The 14,197-nt window shown below is 71.8% G+C and carries 17 protein-coding genes; 7 read left to right on the plus strand and 10 right to left on the minus strand.

From position 1 onward, the window contains the following. The first annotated feature begins 10 nt into the window (after positions 1 to 10). Together ADK65_RS02235 and ADK65_RS02240 are read left to right on the plus strand one after the other, a co-directional pair. On the plus strand, positions 11 to 877 hold the full coding sequence (locus ADK65_RS02235) for a GNAT family N-acetyltransferase (protein WP_053668070.1): 867 nt from the start codon (positions 11 to 13) through the stop codon (positions 875 to 877). Between the two features lie 95 nt (positions 878 to 972). Further along, entirely contained in the window at positions 973 to 1,431 is a 459-nt protein-coding gene (locus tag ADK65_RS02240; RefSeq protein WP_053668071.1) for a pyridoxamine 5'-phosphate oxidase family protein, read from the plus strand. Between the two features lie 7 nt (positions 1,432 to 1,438). Here ADK65_RS02240 and ADK65_RS02245 read toward each other — a convergent pair whose 3' ends face one another. The 4 genes from ADK65_RS02245 to ADK65_RS02260 form a co-directional block, all read right to left on the minus strand. Beyond that, entirely contained in the window at positions 1,439 to 2,347 is a 909-nt protein-coding gene (locus ADK65_RS02245) for an oxidoreductase (RefSeq protein WP_053668072.1), read from the minus strand. Positions 2,348 to 2,402: 55 nt separating this feature from the next. Continuing rightward, complete coding sequence (locus ADK65_RS02250; protein WP_053668073.1) at positions 2,403 to 3,770, minus strand: phospholipase; 1,368 nt, start codon at positions 3,768 to 3,770, stop codon at positions 2,403 to 2,405. Between the two features lie 69 nt (positions 3,771 to 3,839). Then, positions 3,840 to 4,730 carry a glycoside hydrolase family 19 protein gene (locus ADK65_RS02255; RefSeq protein ID WP_053668074.1) on the minus strand — a complete coding sequence of 297 codons (891 nt, stop codon included), beginning with the start codon at positions 4,728 to 4,730 and terminating at the stop codon, positions 3,840 to 3,842. A gap of 226 nt (positions 4,731 to 4,956) precedes the next feature. Beyond that, positions 4,957 to 5,394 (minus strand): MarR family winged helix-turn-helix transcriptional regulator, encoded by a 438-nt coding sequence (locus ADK65_RS02260; protein WP_053668075.1) that lies wholly within the window; start codon positions 5,392 to 5,394, stop codon positions 4,957 to 4,959. 79 nt (positions 5,395 to 5,473) lie between these two features. On the opposite strand from ADK65_RS02260, the gene ADK65_RS02265 reads away from it, so the two are divergent. Both ADK65_RS02265 and ADK65_RS02270 read left to right on the plus strand, forming a co-directional pair. Further along, positions 5,474 to 6,583 (plus strand): substrate-binding domain-containing protein, encoded by a 1,110-nt coding sequence (locus ADK65_RS02265; RefSeq protein WP_053668076.1) that lies wholly within the window; start codon positions 5,474 to 5,476, stop codon positions 6,581 to 6,583. 68 nt (positions 6,584 to 6,651) lie between these two features. Further along, the gene (locus ADK65_RS02270) at positions 6,652 to 7,701 is read left to right on the plus strand and encodes an acyl-CoA dehydrogenase family protein (RefSeq protein WP_053668077.1); all 1,050 of its coding nucleotides are present in this window, start codon (positions 6,652 to 6,654) and stop codon (positions 7,699 to 7,701) included. Between the two features lie 223 nt (positions 7,702 to 7,924). On the opposite strand, the gene ADK65_RS02280 is transcribed toward ADK65_RS02270, so the two are convergent. From ADK65_RS02280 to ADK65_RS38745, 4 genes are all read right to left on the minus strand, one after another. After that, on the minus strand, positions 7,925 to 9,076 hold the full coding sequence (locus ADK65_RS02280) for an LLM class flavin-dependent oxidoreductase (protein WP_053668079.1): 1,152 nt from the start codon (positions 9,074 to 9,076) through the stop codon (positions 7,925 to 7,927). A 43-nt stretch (positions 9,077 to 9,119) separates the two neighbouring features. Continuing rightward, positions 9,120 to 9,674, minus strand: a complete 555-nt coding sequence (gene ssuE / locus ADK65_RS02285) for an NADPH-dependent FMN reductase (protein ID WP_053668080.1) — start codon at positions 9,672 to 9,674, stop codon at positions 9,120 to 9,122. Positions 9,675 to 9,862: 188 nt separating this feature from the next. Next, complete coding sequence (locus ADK65_RS39865) at positions 9,863 to 9,946, minus strand: putative leader peptide (protein WP_350710819.1); 84 nt, start codon at positions 9,944 to 9,946, stop codon at positions 9,863 to 9,865. A 165-nt stretch (positions 9,947 to 10,111) separates the two neighbouring features. Continuing rightward, complete coding sequence (locus tag ADK65_RS38745; protein ID WP_199825563.1) at positions 10,112 to 10,288, minus strand: hypothetical protein; 177 nt, start codon at positions 10,286 to 10,288, stop codon at positions 10,112 to 10,114. A 227-nt stretch (positions 10,289 to 10,515) separates the two neighbouring features. On the opposite strand from ADK65_RS38745, the gene ADK65_RS02290 reads away from it, so the two are divergent. Beyond that, positions 10,516 to 10,956 carry an SPW repeat protein gene (locus ADK65_RS02290; RefSeq protein ID WP_053668081.1) on the plus strand — a complete coding sequence of 147 codons (441 nt, stop codon included), beginning with the start codon at positions 10,516 to 10,518 and terminating at the stop codon, positions 10,954 to 10,956. Between the two features lie 80 nt (positions 10,957 to 11,036). Here ADK65_RS02290 and ADK65_RS02295 read toward each other — a convergent pair whose 3' ends face one another. Further along, positions 11,037 to 11,813 carry a GNAT family N-acetyltransferase gene (locus ADK65_RS02295; protein ID WP_053668082.1) on the minus strand — a complete coding sequence of 259 codons (777 nt, stop codon included), beginning with the start codon at positions 11,811 to 11,813 and terminating at the stop codon, positions 11,037 to 11,039. Positions 11,814 to 11,961: 148 nt separating this feature from the next. Here ADK65_RS02295 and ADK65_RS02300 point away from each other — a divergent pair, with 148 nt between their 5' ends. Further along, the gene (locus ADK65_RS02300) at positions 11,962 to 12,447 is read left to right on the plus strand and encodes a nucleoside deaminase (RefSeq protein ID WP_053668083.1); all 486 of its coding nucleotides are present in this window, start codon (positions 11,962 to 11,964) and stop codon (positions 12,445 to 12,447) included. Between the two features lie 159 nt (positions 12,448 to 12,606). Next, complete coding sequence (locus ADK65_RS02305; protein WP_053668192.1) at positions 12,607 to 13,341, plus strand: methyltransferase; 735 nt, start codon at positions 12,607 to 12,609, stop codon at positions 13,339 to 13,341. A 10-nt stretch (positions 13,342 to 13,351) separates the two neighbouring features. Here the strand turns inward: ADK65_RS02305 and ADK65_RS39715 are convergent, their stop codons facing one another. After that, positions 13,352 to 14,029 carry a chaplin gene (locus tag ADK65_RS39715; RefSeq protein ID WP_078955771.1) on the minus strand — a complete coding sequence of 226 codons (678 nt, stop codon included), beginning with the start codon at positions 14,027 to 14,029 and terminating at the stop codon, positions 13,352 to 13,354. Positions 14,030 to 14,197: the final 168 nt, after the last annotated feature.

The raw sequence follows: 14,197 nt of genomic DNA on the forward strand, positions 1-14,197 counted from the left end.
CGAGAAGGGGATGGCGATCGTGGATCTCATACTGCGCCCGGGCGCTGCGGACGATGCCGCAGAGTGCGGAAGGATCTGCTACGAGGCCTTCGCCGGCATCGCCGGGGAGCACGCGTTCCCGCCCGACATCCCGAGCCCCGACGTGGGTGTCGCGCTGATCGAGGGAGCCCTGGCCCACCCGGGTTTCTACAGCGTCGTCGCCGAGCTCGACGGGCGGGTCGTGGGCAGCAACTTCCTCGACGAACGCTCGATCGTCGTCGGGGTCGGGCCCGTCACCGTCGACCCCACCGTGCAGAACGCGGGCGTGGGCCGCCGCCTGATGCTGAACGTGATGGAGCGGGCCGACGAACGGGGGGCACCGGGCATCCGGCTGGTGCAGAGCGGCTACCACAACAGGTCGTTCTCTCTGTACACGGGCCTGGGCTTCGCCCACCGGGCCACGGTGGCCTGCGTTCAGGGCCCTCCGATCCGGCGTGCGATGCCCGGTTACGAGGTGCGGGAGGCGACGGACGCGGACCTCGGGGCCTGTAACGACGTGTGCCGACAGGTCCATGGCGTCGATCGTGGCGGCGAGGTCGCCGACGCCCTCAAACAGGGCACCGCCCGGGTCGTCGAGCGTGCGGGACGGGTCACGGGGTACGCCACCGACCTGGCCTTCTTCGCGCACGCCGTGGGCGAGACCGCCCCGGACCTCCAAGCCCTGATAGCGGCGGCCCCGCGGTTCGGCGGTCCCGGCATCCTCGTCCCCGTGAGCGACAGCGCGCTGCTCAGATGGTGCCTGTCCAACGGCCTCAAGGTCGTGCAGCTGATGAGCCTCATGTCCATCGGCCTGTACAACCGGCCCGACGGGGCTTACCTGCCCTCGATCCTCTACTAGGACCTGCGGCCCGAGACCCCGGACGAAAGTCCTGGTCCCGGGCCTGGGACCGTGGACCGAGGCGCCGGGCGGCGCCGCTCGCTACCGTCGCGTCCATGACGATCACCGAGCCACCCCGCACCCCCGAGCAGCGCAAGGCCGACGTGTTGGGCCGCCTGCGGCGCGAGATCGACATCTGGGTCGCGACGGCGGATGCCGGAGGGATCCCCTGCCTGGTGCCGCTGTGGTTCGTGTGGCACGACGAGGAGGTGTGGCTGTGCACCCGGCTGACCAACCCCACCGGCCGCAATCTGCGCGACGGCGGCCGGGCCCGGCTGGCCTTCGGCGACACCCGGGACGTCGTGCTCGTCGACGGTGAGGTGCGGACCTGCACGATGGGCGAGGTGCCGCCGGCTGCGGCCGAGGCGTTTCGCGCGAAGACCGGCTGGGATCCGCGCACGGACCACGCGTCGTACGCGTTCTTCCGGGTGCGCCCGCGGGCGGTGCAGGCGTGGTGCGAGCAGCACGAGCTGCCCCGCCGGCACCTCATGCGGGAGGGTGTCTGGGTCGTGTAGAGGTCGCTCAACCGGCCTCGTGCCGACGCGAGTCGAGCCGCTTCAGTTCCTCGTCGGTGAGGCGGATGGCGCCCGCTGCCACGTTCTCCGTGAGGTGGTCGGGGTTGCCGGTGCCGGGTATGGCGAGGACGTGGGGGCCCTGGTGCAGGGTCCAGGCGATGCGGATCTGGGCGGGGCTCGCGCCGTGGGCGCGGGCGACGGCGCGGACGTCTTCGTCGTGGGCGGTGGTGGCGCCCTGCTCGCCGGCCTCACCCGCGACGGCGTAGAACGGCACGAAGGCGATGCCCTCCTCGCCGCAGATGCGGAGCAGTTCGTCGGACTCGGGGTCGGGGCGGTCGAGGGCGTACCGGTTCTGGACGCAGACCACGGGCGCGATGGCCCGGGCCTCGGCGAGATGGCGGGACGTGACGTTGGAGACGCCGAGGTGCCGGATCAGACCCGCGTCACGCAGTTGCGCGAGGGCTCCGAAGTGCTCGGCGACGGAGTCGTACCTGGGCATCCGGCGCAGGTTGACCACGTCCAGGTGGTCGCGGCCGAGCTGGCGCAGGTTCTCCTCCACGTGGCCGCGCAGGTCCTCGGGGCGGGCCGAGGTGCCCCACTCCCCGTCGTAGGCCCGGTACGGGCCCACCTTGGTGACGATGACGAGGTCGTCGGGGTACGGCGCGAGCGCGCTGTTGATGAGTTCGTTGGCGGAGCGCAGGGACGAGAAGTAGAAGGCGGCCGTGTCGATGTGGTTCACGCCGAGGTCGATCGCCTTGCGCAGGACGGCGATCGACCGCTCGCGGTCGCTCGGTGTGCCGTGGTGGAAGGCGGCGCTGCCCGTCAGCCGCATCGCGCCGAAGCCGAGGCGGTGGACGGGCAGGTCGCCGAGTTTCCAGGTGCCCGCGGCGGCCGCGGTGATCGTCTGTGAGCTCATCGGCGGAGTCTCACACACGGCGGCCGGGCCGGTGAAACGGCTTTGCGGATACGTACTACGGATACGTGTAGGAGTTGAGTGTGGTGACGGCGGAGGTTGGGTTGCCCCGGTCGTAGTGGTCCACGGCGAGGAAGTTGGGCTTCTTGCGGGCGGCCGGCTGGCAGAACCTCTGGGCGCGGTCGGCGAGTTTGGTGTTGTCCGTGCCGGCGGTACCGGCGAGCGGCACGTCCCGGAAGTGGTTCATGACGAAGAGCGGGCGGAACCCCGGTTCGGTGCGGGTCAGTGGGATGTCGGTGTCGGCGCCGGACCAGCGGCTGTAGCAGGACCAGTCGGAAGTGCCGACGCCCGAGCCCATCGACCAGTAGTTCTCGACGGTCCATTCCCGCTGGTACATGACGCCGAAGCTGTCCCGGGTCAGTCCCGCCGCCTGGTCGGCGGAGCGGCTGTGGTCGGTGAAGATCAGCAGTCGGTCACCGGCGGCGGCCAGCTCCGTCATCGTGGGCCAGCCGCTGTGCCGTACGCCGGTGAGGTCGGGCCGGTAAAGCACGTCCGGCAGGCCGTCGACACGGGCGAGTTCGGCGCGCAGGACGGCCGGGTCGACGTAGTCCTCCAGGAAGACGGTGACGAACTGGTCGGGGTGGGCCTTCAGGAAGTCGACCATGCGCTGGAGGTCGACCCACAGGGCGACGGGCCTGCTGACGAGAGTGCAGCTGTTGTGGCACAGGATCGCGCCGTCGGGAGTCTGGTGGATGTCCAGCATGAATCCGCGGACGCCGTCGGCGAGTTGGCGTTCGATGCCGCGAGTCTGGTTGGGCACGAGGTTGACGAAGGGCGGGGCGAAGCCGCCGTCGACACCGTTGGCGTACGCGTTGTGCGTGGTGAGGAACGTGATCTGGTCGAGGGTGCGGCGGTCCTGCGGCGGCATGGGCTGCGTGACGGGCGTGACCGGGGTGAGGTACCAGGCGGCGAGGTCGCCGGGTCCGCCGAGGGCGAGCCGGGCGGGGTAGGTGGCGCCGGACGGCTTGGGCGCGACCGTGAGGTGGCGGGCGGTTCCCGGAACCTTGAGCGTGTAGCGGTCGGCGCCGATCGGGCTGATCTCCCAGCCGGCGTCAGCACTCGCGCAGGCGACGGTCGCCGCCTGGTCGCCACTGCGGCCGAGGCAGCTGCCGGGCGCGACGGTGTTCTCCAGGAGGTAGGAGGACCCGCTCGGCTTCAACTGCCACTGCTGGCGGTCCTCGTTGCCCCGGGGTCTGTGCTGCTCGACCGCGCCGCCGCTGTCCGCCGCGTTGAGCCCGGTGGTGACGCTCTGGACGTAGTAGGTGCCCTCGGCGGGAGCGGCGGCGGCAGCGGGCTGAGGGGCCACGACCGCGGCGGCCAGTGCCGCGGCCGTGGCAAGCAGGGCGTGGGGGGTGCGTAGGCGCATGAGGGATGCCCTTCGGTCAACCGTCAGGTTCATGACATCCCGCATGACACCACGCCGCACGGTCCCGCGTCAGCAGTACAGGTTGCCGCCGGGCGACGTCCCGAGGATCTGCGTGAAGCGCTGGTAGTTGGTCACCCGGCTCTGCACCTGCGCCGGGTTCTTGCCGTCGCACTCCAGGGAGCCGTTGATGCTGCGGATCGTCTGGCCGAAACCGGCGCCGTTCACCATGGCGTTGTGCGGGGTCATGCTGCCGGGGCCGGTCTGGGTGTTCCAGTACCACAGGGCCGTCTTCCAGGCGACGGCCGAGTCGTTCTGCACCAGCCAGGGGTTGTTCAGCAGGTCGATGCCGAGCGCGTCGCCCGCCGCCTTGTAGTTGAAGTTCCAGCTCAGCTGGATCGGGCCGCGCCCGTAGTAGGCGGCCTGCCCGGCCGGACAGCCGTAGGGCCGGCTCCAGTCGCAGTAGTGCGGGTAGTTGGCGGTGTTCTGCTCCACCACGTGTACCAGACCGCCGGTCTCGTGACCGACGTTGGCGAGGAAGGCCGCGGCCTCCTGCTTCTTCACCGTGTCGCCGCCGGTGTTGGCGAACCCCGGGTAGGCGCCGAGGGCAGCGGTGAGACCGCTGTAGCTGTAGAACGAATTCCGGTTCGGGAACATCTGGTTGAACTGCGCCTCGGTCACGACGAACCGCGCGTTCGGGGTGCCCGGACCGTTGTCACAGGCGTACGGCTCCCAGTACCAGGTGCTGACGACCGGGTCGTAGCCCGGGTTGGCGTGCTCGGCGATGTAGGCCTTGCCGTCGGTGTAACGGACGATGTCGCCGGCCGCGTACGACTTCCCGGCCGTCCAGTTCGGATAGCTGGAGCACGCGGCGGCCGAGGCGTTCGTGGCGGGCAGGAGCACCGGTGCGGTGCCGGCGAGGGCCAGGGTGGCCAGGACAGCGGAGATGCGACGTCTCGACACGGATTCAACTCCTTCGCGGAGCACGGCCGCACCCCGGCGAGGGCAGGGCGAAGCAGTCCCTTGACCGCTTGCGCCGGTGTTCCGGTCACGGCGTGGGGGGGGCCGTGGTGGGGGCTGGAAGCCACACTCAACCGCTTTGGTCTGTACCAGTCAAGGGTGTAGACCAGTCAGGTACAGACCTGCCGGAATCACGCCGGACCACGGCCCGCCCTGCCCCGCTCGGGGCTCACACGCGCGCCGAGCCCTCCAGGATCGCCGCCAGCCGGTCCAGCAGGGACCGCAACAGGTCGTCGTCGCCGTCGCGGAGCGGCGGCCAGCCGGCGCGGACGGCGCGTTCGACACGCAGCCAGTACTCCTGGCCGCGCGGGGTGAGATGGGCCAGGACACGGCGCCGGTCGAACGGATCGACCCTGCGGTGCACCAGATTCTGATCGACGAGCTGGTCGACCAGCTTGGTCAGTGTCGGAGGCGGCAGGAAAGCGGCCTCGGCGAGCCCCGTCATGTGGTGCCCCTCACCGTCGGACAGCGCGGCCAGCACCCGCCACGCGTCGAGCGAGCAGCCTTCGGCCTCCAGCACACCCTGCAAACGCCGGGCCGCCAGCCGTTCGGCCCGCGTCAGCAACTGCACGAGGTCGTCGGGACGACGCGGGGTCGGGCTGGGCATCCCTGCTCCTAGGTCACGAGGGATGTCCATCGTAGGAGACGCACTGGAGTTCGTCCGGTGGAGCCGAGATCATGACGCCATGTTCCGGCACGACCTCCCAGCGCCCGAGTGGTTCACGGCCGACGACTCCGTGCTCGGCGTGGCCCTCGTCTTCCCCCTGCGGGGTCCGGCCGGGATCTTCGGGCCCACCTGCGAACTGTGTGCCCGGCTGGCCGCCGAGGAGGTCAACCGGGACGGCGGCGTGCTCGGCAGGGAGCTGCGGCTGGTGCCGGTCGACGGCTCGGGCCCGCCCGACGAGATCGCGGACGAGATGGAGGCGCTGGTATCCCTGGGTGCAGTGCAGGGCGTCACCGGCTGGCACATCTCCTCCGTACGGCAGGCGCTGGCGCCTAGGATCGCGCACCGCGTCCCCTACGTGTACACCGCGCTGTACGAGGGCGGCGAGGACACGGCGGGGGTCTTCCTGACCAGCGAGACGCCGCACGAACAACTCCGTCCGGCGATGGGGCTGCTGGCGCGCGAGCGCGGGGTGCGGCGCTGGTTCGTGGTGGGCAACGACTACGTGTGGCCCCGGCACACGGCCCGCTCGGCGCGCGCCTACGCCCGGGCCAACGGCGGACGCATCACCGGTGAGGCCTATCTCCCGCTCGGCTCCGAGGACTTCGAGCCGGTGCTGCGCCGCGTCGAGCGCACGGACGCCGACGCGGTGCTGATGCTGCTCGTCGGCAGTGACGCGGTCCGCTTCAACCGGGCGTTCGCGGCATACGGCCTGCCCGCGCGCTGTCTGCGGCTGAGCACACTGATGGACGAGAACATGCTGGTGGCGAGCGGCCCCGAGGCCACGCAGGACCTCTACAGCACGGCCGGGTACTTCGCCTCGCTGGCCGATCGGGACGCCCTCGACTTCCACGGACGGTACGCGGCCCGCTACGGCGTCCAGGCGCCCGCCCTCGGCAGCCTCGGCGAGTCCTGCTATGAGGGTGTGCTGCTGCTGGCCGCACTGCTGAGGAGGGCCGGGACGCTGGACGTCTCGGCGATCGGCGCGACGGCGGGAGCCGGGGCGGTGTCGTACGAGGGCCCGCGCGGGCTGCTGCATCTGCGGGACGCCCATGTGCGCCAGCGCATCTACCTGGCGCGGGCCGACGGGCTCGACTTCGACGTGCTCACGGAGCTGGACGCGCCGCGCTGACCGCGCAGGAACCGGCCGACACACCCCCGGATCCGCATCCCGCGCCGCCCCGCCGCGAGAATCCCCGCATGACCACCACACCGCACCCTCTCGTCACCCACGCACAGCGACTCGCGCGCGATCTCCTCGTCCCGCAGGCCGAACGCGTCGACCAGGAGGGGGTGCCCGCGAGCCACCTCGAGGCAGTGAAGCGGGCCGGACTTCTCGGGGTGGTCGCGCCACGGGAGTACGGCGGCGCCGAGGCGCCCGTGGCCGTGGCGCGCGAGACCGCCGAGATCCTGGCCGGGGCGTGCTGCTCCACCTGGTTCGTGCAGACCCAGCACCACACACCGGTGAAGCTGCTCGCCACCCACGACTCGCCCGTCCGGGAGAAGCTCCTGCGTCCGCTCGCGACCGGCGCGCTCATGGCCGGCATCGCCTTCGCCCATGTCCGCGCCTTCCCCCGGGTGCCGGTGCGGGCCGTGCGGCGGGAGGGCGGCTGGCGGTTCGAGGGAAGAGTGCCCTGGTACACGGGGTGGGGTCTGAACGATGTGATGCTGCTGGCCGGGGTGACGGACACGGCCGAGGTGGTGTTCGGGTTCGCCGAGGCCCGCGAGCAGCCGGGCCTGACGCCGTCGGCGCCCATGCGGCTCGCGGCCCTGACCGCCGCCCGTACGGTGTCCCTGGAGCTGGACGGCCTGTGGCTGCCGGAGGAGTCGGTGGTGCTGCGCACGTCGCAGGAGGAGTTCGCCCACGTCGACCTGCCCCGGGCCGCCAACGCCAGTCCGGCCGTGTTCGGGGTGGCGTACGCGGCGCTGGACCTGGTGGCGCAGAACCCGGACGGCCGGGACACGGCCCGTTCCCTGCGCTCCCGGCTCGACGAGGTCCGCACGGAGGCCTACGCCCTGGCCGACCGGCCCCCTTCACGCGACTGCGTCCCGGAACGACTTGCCGTGAAGACGCGTGCGTACGACCTGCTGAGCGCGGCCACGACCGCGGCGATCGTGGCCGGGGGCGGCCGGGCCATGGCACTGGGCAGCCCGGCGCAACGGCTGGCGCGCGAGGGGATGTTCCTGCTGGTGCAGGGTCAGACGGCCGAGGCACGCCGGACGCACCTCGGCTCGCTGGCGGCCCACTAGTGCGGTGACCGCGTGGTTCACCTGGTTGGCGGTGGGAGCGGTCTTCCGGGGTGCCGACCATCGCGGACAGGGAGCGGTTCGTCCGGCCGCTCTTGCCCACGACCTTCGCCCGCAGGACATGCGAGTCTCTCCTGTTCACCGAGGGGCGGTCGTGCCCACTCGGTGACCAGGACGCCCGGGCCCTGCACCAGGGTTGGTCTCCGGCGGAAGACGTGGCGGGGTGTCAGCTCGCCACCGGCACGAAGGGGGCCGCGGCGGCGGGTGCGCCCTGACCGCCCGCGGGGTGCCGCCACAGCCCCTGCGCGGCGAGGCGCGGCAGGACTCCCTCGCCGAACCAGTACGCCTCCTCCAGGTGCGGGTAGCCGGAGAGGATGAACTCGTCGATGCCCAGGGCGTGGTACTCCTTGATCCGCTCGGCGACCTCGTCGTGGCTGCCGACCAGGGCGGTGCCCGCCCCGCCGCGCACCAGGCCGATGCCGGCCCACAGGTTGGGGTGGATCTCCAGGCGGTCGCGGCGGCCGCCGTGCAGGGCGAGCATGCGCTGCTGCCCCTCGGACTCGCTGTGGGAGAGTCCGGCCTGCACGGACGCCACCGTCTCCGGATCGAAGCCGTCGAGCAGCCGGTCCGCTTCGCCCCAGGCCTGCTCGGCGGTGTCCCGGGTGATGACGTGCAGCCGGATGCCGAAGCGCAGGGTGCGGCCCCGGGCTGCGGCCAGCGACCGGATGCGGGCGATCTTCTCGGCGACCTGGGCCGGGGGTTCGCCCCAGGTGAGGTAGACGTCGGCGTGCCGGGCGGCGACATCGCCCGCGATGGGCGACGAGCCGCCGAAGTACACCTCGGGCACGGGGTCGGGCACCCGGGCCAGCGCCGCCTCCTCCACCCGGACGTGCTCCCCCTGCAGGTCCACGGTGCCGCCCTCCCACAACTCCCTTACGACGCGCAGGAACTCACCGGTGCGGCGGTACCGGGCGTCCTTGTCGAGGAAGTCACCGAAGGCGCGCTGCTCCTTGTTCTCGCCGCCGGTGACGACGTTGAGCAGCAGCCGCCCGCCGGTCTGACGCTGGAAGGTGGCGGCCATCTGCGCGGCGAGCGTGGGCGAGATCAGGCCGGGCCGGAAGGCGACGAGGAACTTCAGGCGTTCGGTGTGCTGGGCGACCATCGCGGTCGTGAGCCAGGCGTCCTCGCACCAGGCGCCGGTGGGCGTGAGAGCTCCCGCGAACCCCACTTCCTCGGCGGCCCGGGCGATCTGGCTCAGGTAGGCGACCGTCGGCGGCCGGTCCCGCCCGGACGCGGTGGCCGGGGTGCCGTGACCGCCGCCGACGACATGGCGGCTGTCACCGTTGGTGGGCAGGAACCAGTGGAACGTGAGGGACACGGGGTGACTCCGATCGGGGGAACGTGCGTGCGGCGGCGTGGTGTCAGCCCGCCACGGCGAGCAGCGGGGTGCGGTCCAGCGCCGCGGAGAACTGGTCGACCACCTGGTCCAACGCCTCCGAGGCGTCCGGCGCGACGGTCAGGGAGCCGTCCTCGTGTGCGGTGAGGTGCTGGTCGAGGGTGAACCAGCCCTGCACGATGTGGTCCGCGCCCATGGAGCTGAGGACCGGGCGCAGGGCGTAGTCGATGGCCAGGACGTGGGCGACGCTGCCGCCGGTGGCGAGCGGCAGCACGGTCTTGCCGGTGAGGGCGTATTGCGGGAGCAGGTCCAGAAGGGCCTTCAGAACACCGGAGTAGGACGCCTTGTAGACGGGCGTGCCGATGACGACGCCGTCGGCCCGGGCGAACAGTTCGGTGGTCTGGACGATGGCGGGGTGGCGGAAGTCCGCGCCGAGCAGGGCCTCGGCCGGGATGGTACGGACGTCGAGCGGGATCACGTGATGTCCCTGGGCCGCCAGCCGCTTGTCGAGGTGGCGCAGCAGTCGGCTGGTGCGGGAGGAGGCGGAAGGGCTGCCGGAGACGGACAGGATGGTGGCCATGGGCTCTCATTTCCTGGAGAGGGCGCGACTGCGCGGGGAATCGCCGAACTCGGGCACGCCACGTTCGAACGGCGTGCGGAGGTGCCGGATTCAGGCGGGGGAACATCACCGTTCAGGGCATGCCGCCTGCACGGCGGACAAGGCCGGCGGCGGAAACGGCGGTGAAGGGAAGCGGCGAGCCGGGAGACTCAGGCTGCGGCGCGACAGGAAGCGCTGGAGACGCGTGCGAGGTCGACATGGCGTCGCCGCGTGAGGTCCAGTCGCATGGTCATGCCATGGATCGTGGCAGCGGAGGTCGAGGGCCGTCAAGGAAATCGCGGCTCATCTCGTATCCCGGACCGGCCTGTTCACGGCAGGCACCCCGGAAGAACCGTGCGCGCCCTCCCTGTTCGTCACGACCAGGGAGGGCGCGCTGTTGCCGTGCGACCGCGCCGAGCTCAGTCGCCGTCCTCCGGAACGACCACGAGGAAGGCGTCCGACTCCAGGTCCATCACGACGGTGGCCGGCTCGCCCTCGGCGCGGCGGCGTGCCGCGTACTCCTCCGCGGGCCACGATCCGCGCGGAGACCCCGCCGGGAACCGTTCCAACACCTTCGCGCCGATGGCCGTGGTCACGTCCGCTGCCCTCCCTGTCCCACGCCGTCCGCCGGACGACGTCGCCGGTCTGTGTCGTACACATCCGGATGCCCCCGATCCGCCCGGACATGTACCGCCGGGCAGAGACACCCGCTCTGCTCCAAGCCCTACACATAAAGGGAAAATAAGAGCAGAATGACCCTTACGCGGCGTTTACCGCACACCCCTCCAGACGCGGTCGCCCTGCACCATGAAGGAGACGAGTCATGGCCAACGTCTCGCCCACCAGAGGTGACATCACCACCCACCCCGACGCCTCCGAGATGCGGGACCGTTACGCCCGTATGCTCGGCGGCCGTGATGTGGCGCTCGTGGACGGACCGGTGTTCCTGCTCGGTCTGTACTGCGCCGCCTCCCCGTGGATAGTCCACTACACGACCAGCCAGCCTTCACTCGTGACCCACAACCTGATCATGGGCATCGCCATCGGCCTGCTGGCGCTCGGCTTCACTCGCGCTCCGGAGCGCATGTACGGCCTGAGCTGGGCCATGTGCGCCCTCGGGGTGTGGATGATCATCTCGCCGTGGATCGTCGGCGACAGCCCGGACGCCGGTGTCGTGTGGAACAACATCGTCATCGGCGCACTGGCCGTGATCTTGGGGCTGGTGTGCGCCGGAACAGCGGCGAAGGCCACGCCCAGGCCGTAGCGCCGACCGCAAGGGATTCGAAGGCCGGTCCGCCCCCTGGGCCGGCCCGTTCATGCCCCGCTGCCGCGGGGGCCGTCGTGCTAGGTCGTGTACACGTACGGCGTCGTGGTGGTCAGCGCCGCGAAACCGAGCCGTTCCAGGATCGGCCGGCTCTCACTGGAGGCGTCGACCTGCAGGTAGCGGAAGCCCCGGGCCGCGGCGGCCCGGGCACGGTGGGTGACCAGGGAGCGGTAGACACCCCGGCCGCGCCAGCCCGGGACGGTGCCGCCGCCCCACAGGCCCGCGAAGGGGGTGCCGGGCACGAGCTCCATGCGGGCCGCGCTCACCGGCTGGTCGCCGGCCAGGGCCACGACGGCGACGACGGTGTCCGGGTCGGCCGACAGCCGGGCGAGGAGCTGCTGTCGCAGCCAGGAGCTGTCCGCGCCGAACGCCTTCTCGTGGACGTCGGCCACGTGGTCGACGCCCGCCGCGTCGGTGACCGGCACGACGCGCACGCCCTCGGGCAGTGCGGTGTCGAGGGCGAGAGCGCCGATCTCTCCGATCATCAGCGTCTCCTCTTCCCCGGACGTGAACCCGGCCGCGCGCAGCCGCCGCCCCAGGTCGGCCGGCCGGTCGTGCCCGTACACCTTCCACTCGAAGTCGAGGCCGAGTCCGCTGTAGTGACGGATCTGCCCGGCGATCGCCGCGTCCGCCCCGGCCTGGTCGAGGGCGGACCACACGATGCCGTTCCAGCCCCCCGCGGAGGCGACCTGACGGACGACACCGCCGGTCCGCTCGACTCGGGCGTCCGGACCGTCCGGCCGGGCCCCCGCACGCAGCTCGTGGTCGAAGAGGGCGAGCAGCTCCGCATGATTCATGAGCACACCTCAGCAGGCACCGAACCGGAGGGCAAAGGATTTTGCGGGTCGGCGGCCGCCCCTCGGCCCGCGGCCCCGCTCCTTCTCCTGCGGTGCGCAGACGCCATAAGGTCCTCGCGATCACATCGTCTCGCGAAGGGCCGGTCCCATGGTCGTGAAGGACACGGAACTGCCGTACCTGCGCCGCTGCGTGGAACTCGCGGCCGAAGCCCTGGAGGCCGGGGACGAACCGTTCGGTTCGGTCCTGGTGGGCGGTGACGGCACCGTCCTCGCCGAGGACCGCAACCGGGTGGCCTCGGGCGACCGCACCCGGCACCCCGAGTTCGAGCCGGCCCGCTGGTCGGCGGCGCACCTGACGCCAGGCGAACGGGCGGCGGCCACGGTCTGCACCTCAGGCGAGCACTGCCCGATGTGTGCGGCCGCCCACGCCTGGGTCGGCCTCGGCCGGATCGTCTACGTCGCCTCGTCCGAACAGCTCAGTTCCTGGCTGAGCGAGCTGGATGCCCCCGCGCCCCCGGTCCGGCCACTCCCCGTCCGCGAGGTGGCACCCCATGTAGCCGTGGACGGCCCCGTGCCCGAACTGAGCGACCAGGTGAGGGAGTTGCACGCCAGGTTCCACCTCGGCCACGGCTGAGAACCTGGACTCGGCCGACCCGGCGGGCGGGCGACCGAGATGCAGGGCCATCCGGGCGAACGTACGATCGATTCCAAGTGGACCCAGAGGCATGACCAGGCGTACGCCCCGGTCTCCCGACGGGTGCGCTGCCCCATGTGGCTGAAGGGCTGGCCGGCCATGACGACGCACAACGACGACGTGGACTGGGACCGCTGGCCGGTCGCCGACTACCTCGCGGAGCACTACCGCGACGTGCATCCCTGGGACGCGGCGGTCATCGCGCACCACAGCGCCTACTACCGGCACCTCCCGCCGGGCGGCATCGCCCGCTCGGTGGAGTTCGGGGCGGGCCCCAATCTCTACCCGCTGATGCTCGCGTCCGCCACGAGCCGCAGGATCGAAGCCGTCGAGGCGGGGGCGAGCAACGTCGCCTACCTCACGGACCAGATCTGTCACCGTCCTGACGCGAGCTGGCTCCCGTTCCACGCGCTGTGCCGGGAGCTCAACCCCGAGGTGCCCGCGACCCTGGCCGGGGCGCTGGCACCGGTCGACGTCGTCCACGCCGACGTCCGGTCCCTCCCCCCGGGTACGTACGAACTCGCCTCCATGCACTTCGTCGCCGAGAGCGCCACGGAGGACTTCGCAGAGTTCGCCGACTTCTGCCGCACCTTCGTCCGAACGGCCCGGCCGGGCGGCCGCCTGGTCGCCGCCTTCATGGAGAACATGCCGACCTACCGCATCGGGCCGGCCTCCCGCTGGCCGGGTTGTCCGGTGAACCCGGCCACCGTCACGGAGGTCTTCGCACCCCTGACCCGGGAGCTGGACGTGACCCGCATCGACATGGGTCCGACGGCGCCGGGCCACGGCGACACGGGGATGGTGCTGCTCACGGCGGTGGCGGAGGCGGTGTGACCCGAACGGGTCAGCCGTCCGCGCCCGGGCGGAACCTGCGACGCAGCACCACTCCCCCGGCCACCAGTGCCGCGCTCGCCGCGACGGCCTGCAGGGCGTGGTCCGTGCCCGTGTGGGCCAAGGCGCCCCGGGCGTGCGGGACGGTGCGCGATGCCGGCTCGGGGGCCGGGTTCGCCCGGTGCGGCGGGGCCGGCTTCGGAACGGGCTCGGGGACCGGCTTCGGCGGGTGCTGTGGACGGACCGGGCGGTGATCGCCGGGGGTGTTCGAGGACTCGTTACCGGTCGCCGCGTTGCCGATACCGACCACGTCGACCGAGTTGCCCGTGGCGTTGACGGGGAGGTCGACCGGCAGCTGCACGACGTTGCCGGAGATCACTCCGGGTGAGCCCTTCGCTCCGCCCTCGGCCACCGCGCCGCCGGACCCGCCCGGCCGGCCGCCGCGCCCCTCGTCCCGGTTCACGCAGCTGTTGCCGGCCGCAGGGTTCAGGACCCCCACCACGTTCACGGTGTTCCCGCACACGTTCACCGGGACGTGCACCGGCAGCTGGACCGTGTTGCCGGAGAGCACCCCCGGCGACCCGGCCGCCGAGCCGTCCGCACCGGAACCGGCGTACGCGGGGACGGTGACGGCCATCGCGCCCGAGGCGGCGGCGACGGCGATCACTCCGTTTCGGGTCATCCTTCGCATGGACCCCTGCCTTCCAGACATCGTCGCGGGCACTCACCCGCACCGGGGAGAACGCCGGACGCCCGGTCCGAGTTATGGCTTATCGGCCTTTCACTCCATCGAGCGGGCCGGTTGTCGAACTAGCGGTAAAGACCTTCGTATTCCGGCTCCGCGTCCGGGCCCGCGCGG

Source organism: Streptomyces sp. NRRL B-1140 (assembly GCF_001280065.1).
Taxonomy (GTDB): Bacteria; Actinomycetota; Actinomycetes; order Streptomycetales; family Streptomycetaceae; genus Streptomyces.

Excerpts from the sequence above, each read along its gene's own strand:
- ADK65_RS02235 (WP_053668070.1), top strand. The coding sequence starts at position 11 with ATGGCGATCGTGGATCTCATACTGCGCCCGGGCGCTGCGGACGATGCC.
- ADK65_RS02240 (WP_053668071.1), top strand. The coding sequence starts at position 973 with ATGACGATCACCGAGCCACCCCGCACCCCCGAGCAGCGCAAGGCCGAC.
- ADK65_RS02245 (WP_053668072.1), bottom strand. The coding sequence starts at position 2,347 with ATGAGCTCACAGACGATCACCGCGGCCGCCGCGGGCACCTGGAAACTC.
- ADK65_RS02250 (WP_053668073.1), bottom strand. The coding sequence starts at position 3,770 with ATGCGCCTACGCACCCCCCACGCCCTGCTTGCCACGGCCGCGGCACTG.
- ADK65_RS02260 (WP_053668075.1), bottom strand. The coding sequence starts at position 5,394 with ATGCCCAGCCCGACCCCGCGTCGTCCCGACGACCTCGTGCAGTTGCTG.
- ADK65_RS02265 (WP_053668076.1), top strand. The coding sequence starts at position 5,474 with ATGTTCCGGCACGACCTCCCAGCGCCCGAGTGGTTCACGGCCGACGAC.
- ADK65_RS02270 (WP_053668077.1), top strand. The coding sequence starts at position 6,652 with ATGACCACCACACCGCACCCTCTCGTCACCCACGCACAGCGACTCGCG.
- ssuE (WP_053668080.1), bottom strand. The coding sequence starts at position 9,674 with ATGGCCACCATCCTGTCCGTCTCCGGCAGCCCTTCCGCCTCCTCCCGC.
- ADK65_RS39865 (WP_350710819.1), bottom strand. The coding sequence starts at position 9,946 with ATGACCATGCGACTGGACCTCACGCGGCGACGCCATGTCGACCTCGCA.
- ADK65_RS02290 (WP_053668081.1), top strand. The coding sequence starts at position 10,516 with ATGGCCAACGTCTCGCCCACCAGAGGTGACATCACCACCCACCCCGAC.
- ADK65_RS02295 (WP_053668082.1), bottom strand. The coding sequence starts at position 11,813 with ATGAATCATGCGGAGCTGCTCGCCCTCTTCGACCACGAGCTGCGTGCG.
- ADK65_RS02300 (WP_053668083.1), top strand. The coding sequence starts at position 11,962 with ATGGTCGTGAAGGACACGGAACTGCCGTACCTGCGCCGCTGCGTGGAA.
- ADK65_RS02305 (WP_053668192.1), top strand. The coding sequence starts at position 12,607 with ATGACGACGCACAACGACGACGTGGACTGGGACCGCTGGCCGGTCGCC.
- ADK65_RS39715 (WP_078955771.1), bottom strand. The coding sequence starts at position 14,029 with ATGCGAAGGATGACCCGAAACGGAGTGATCGCCGTCGCCGCCGCCTCG.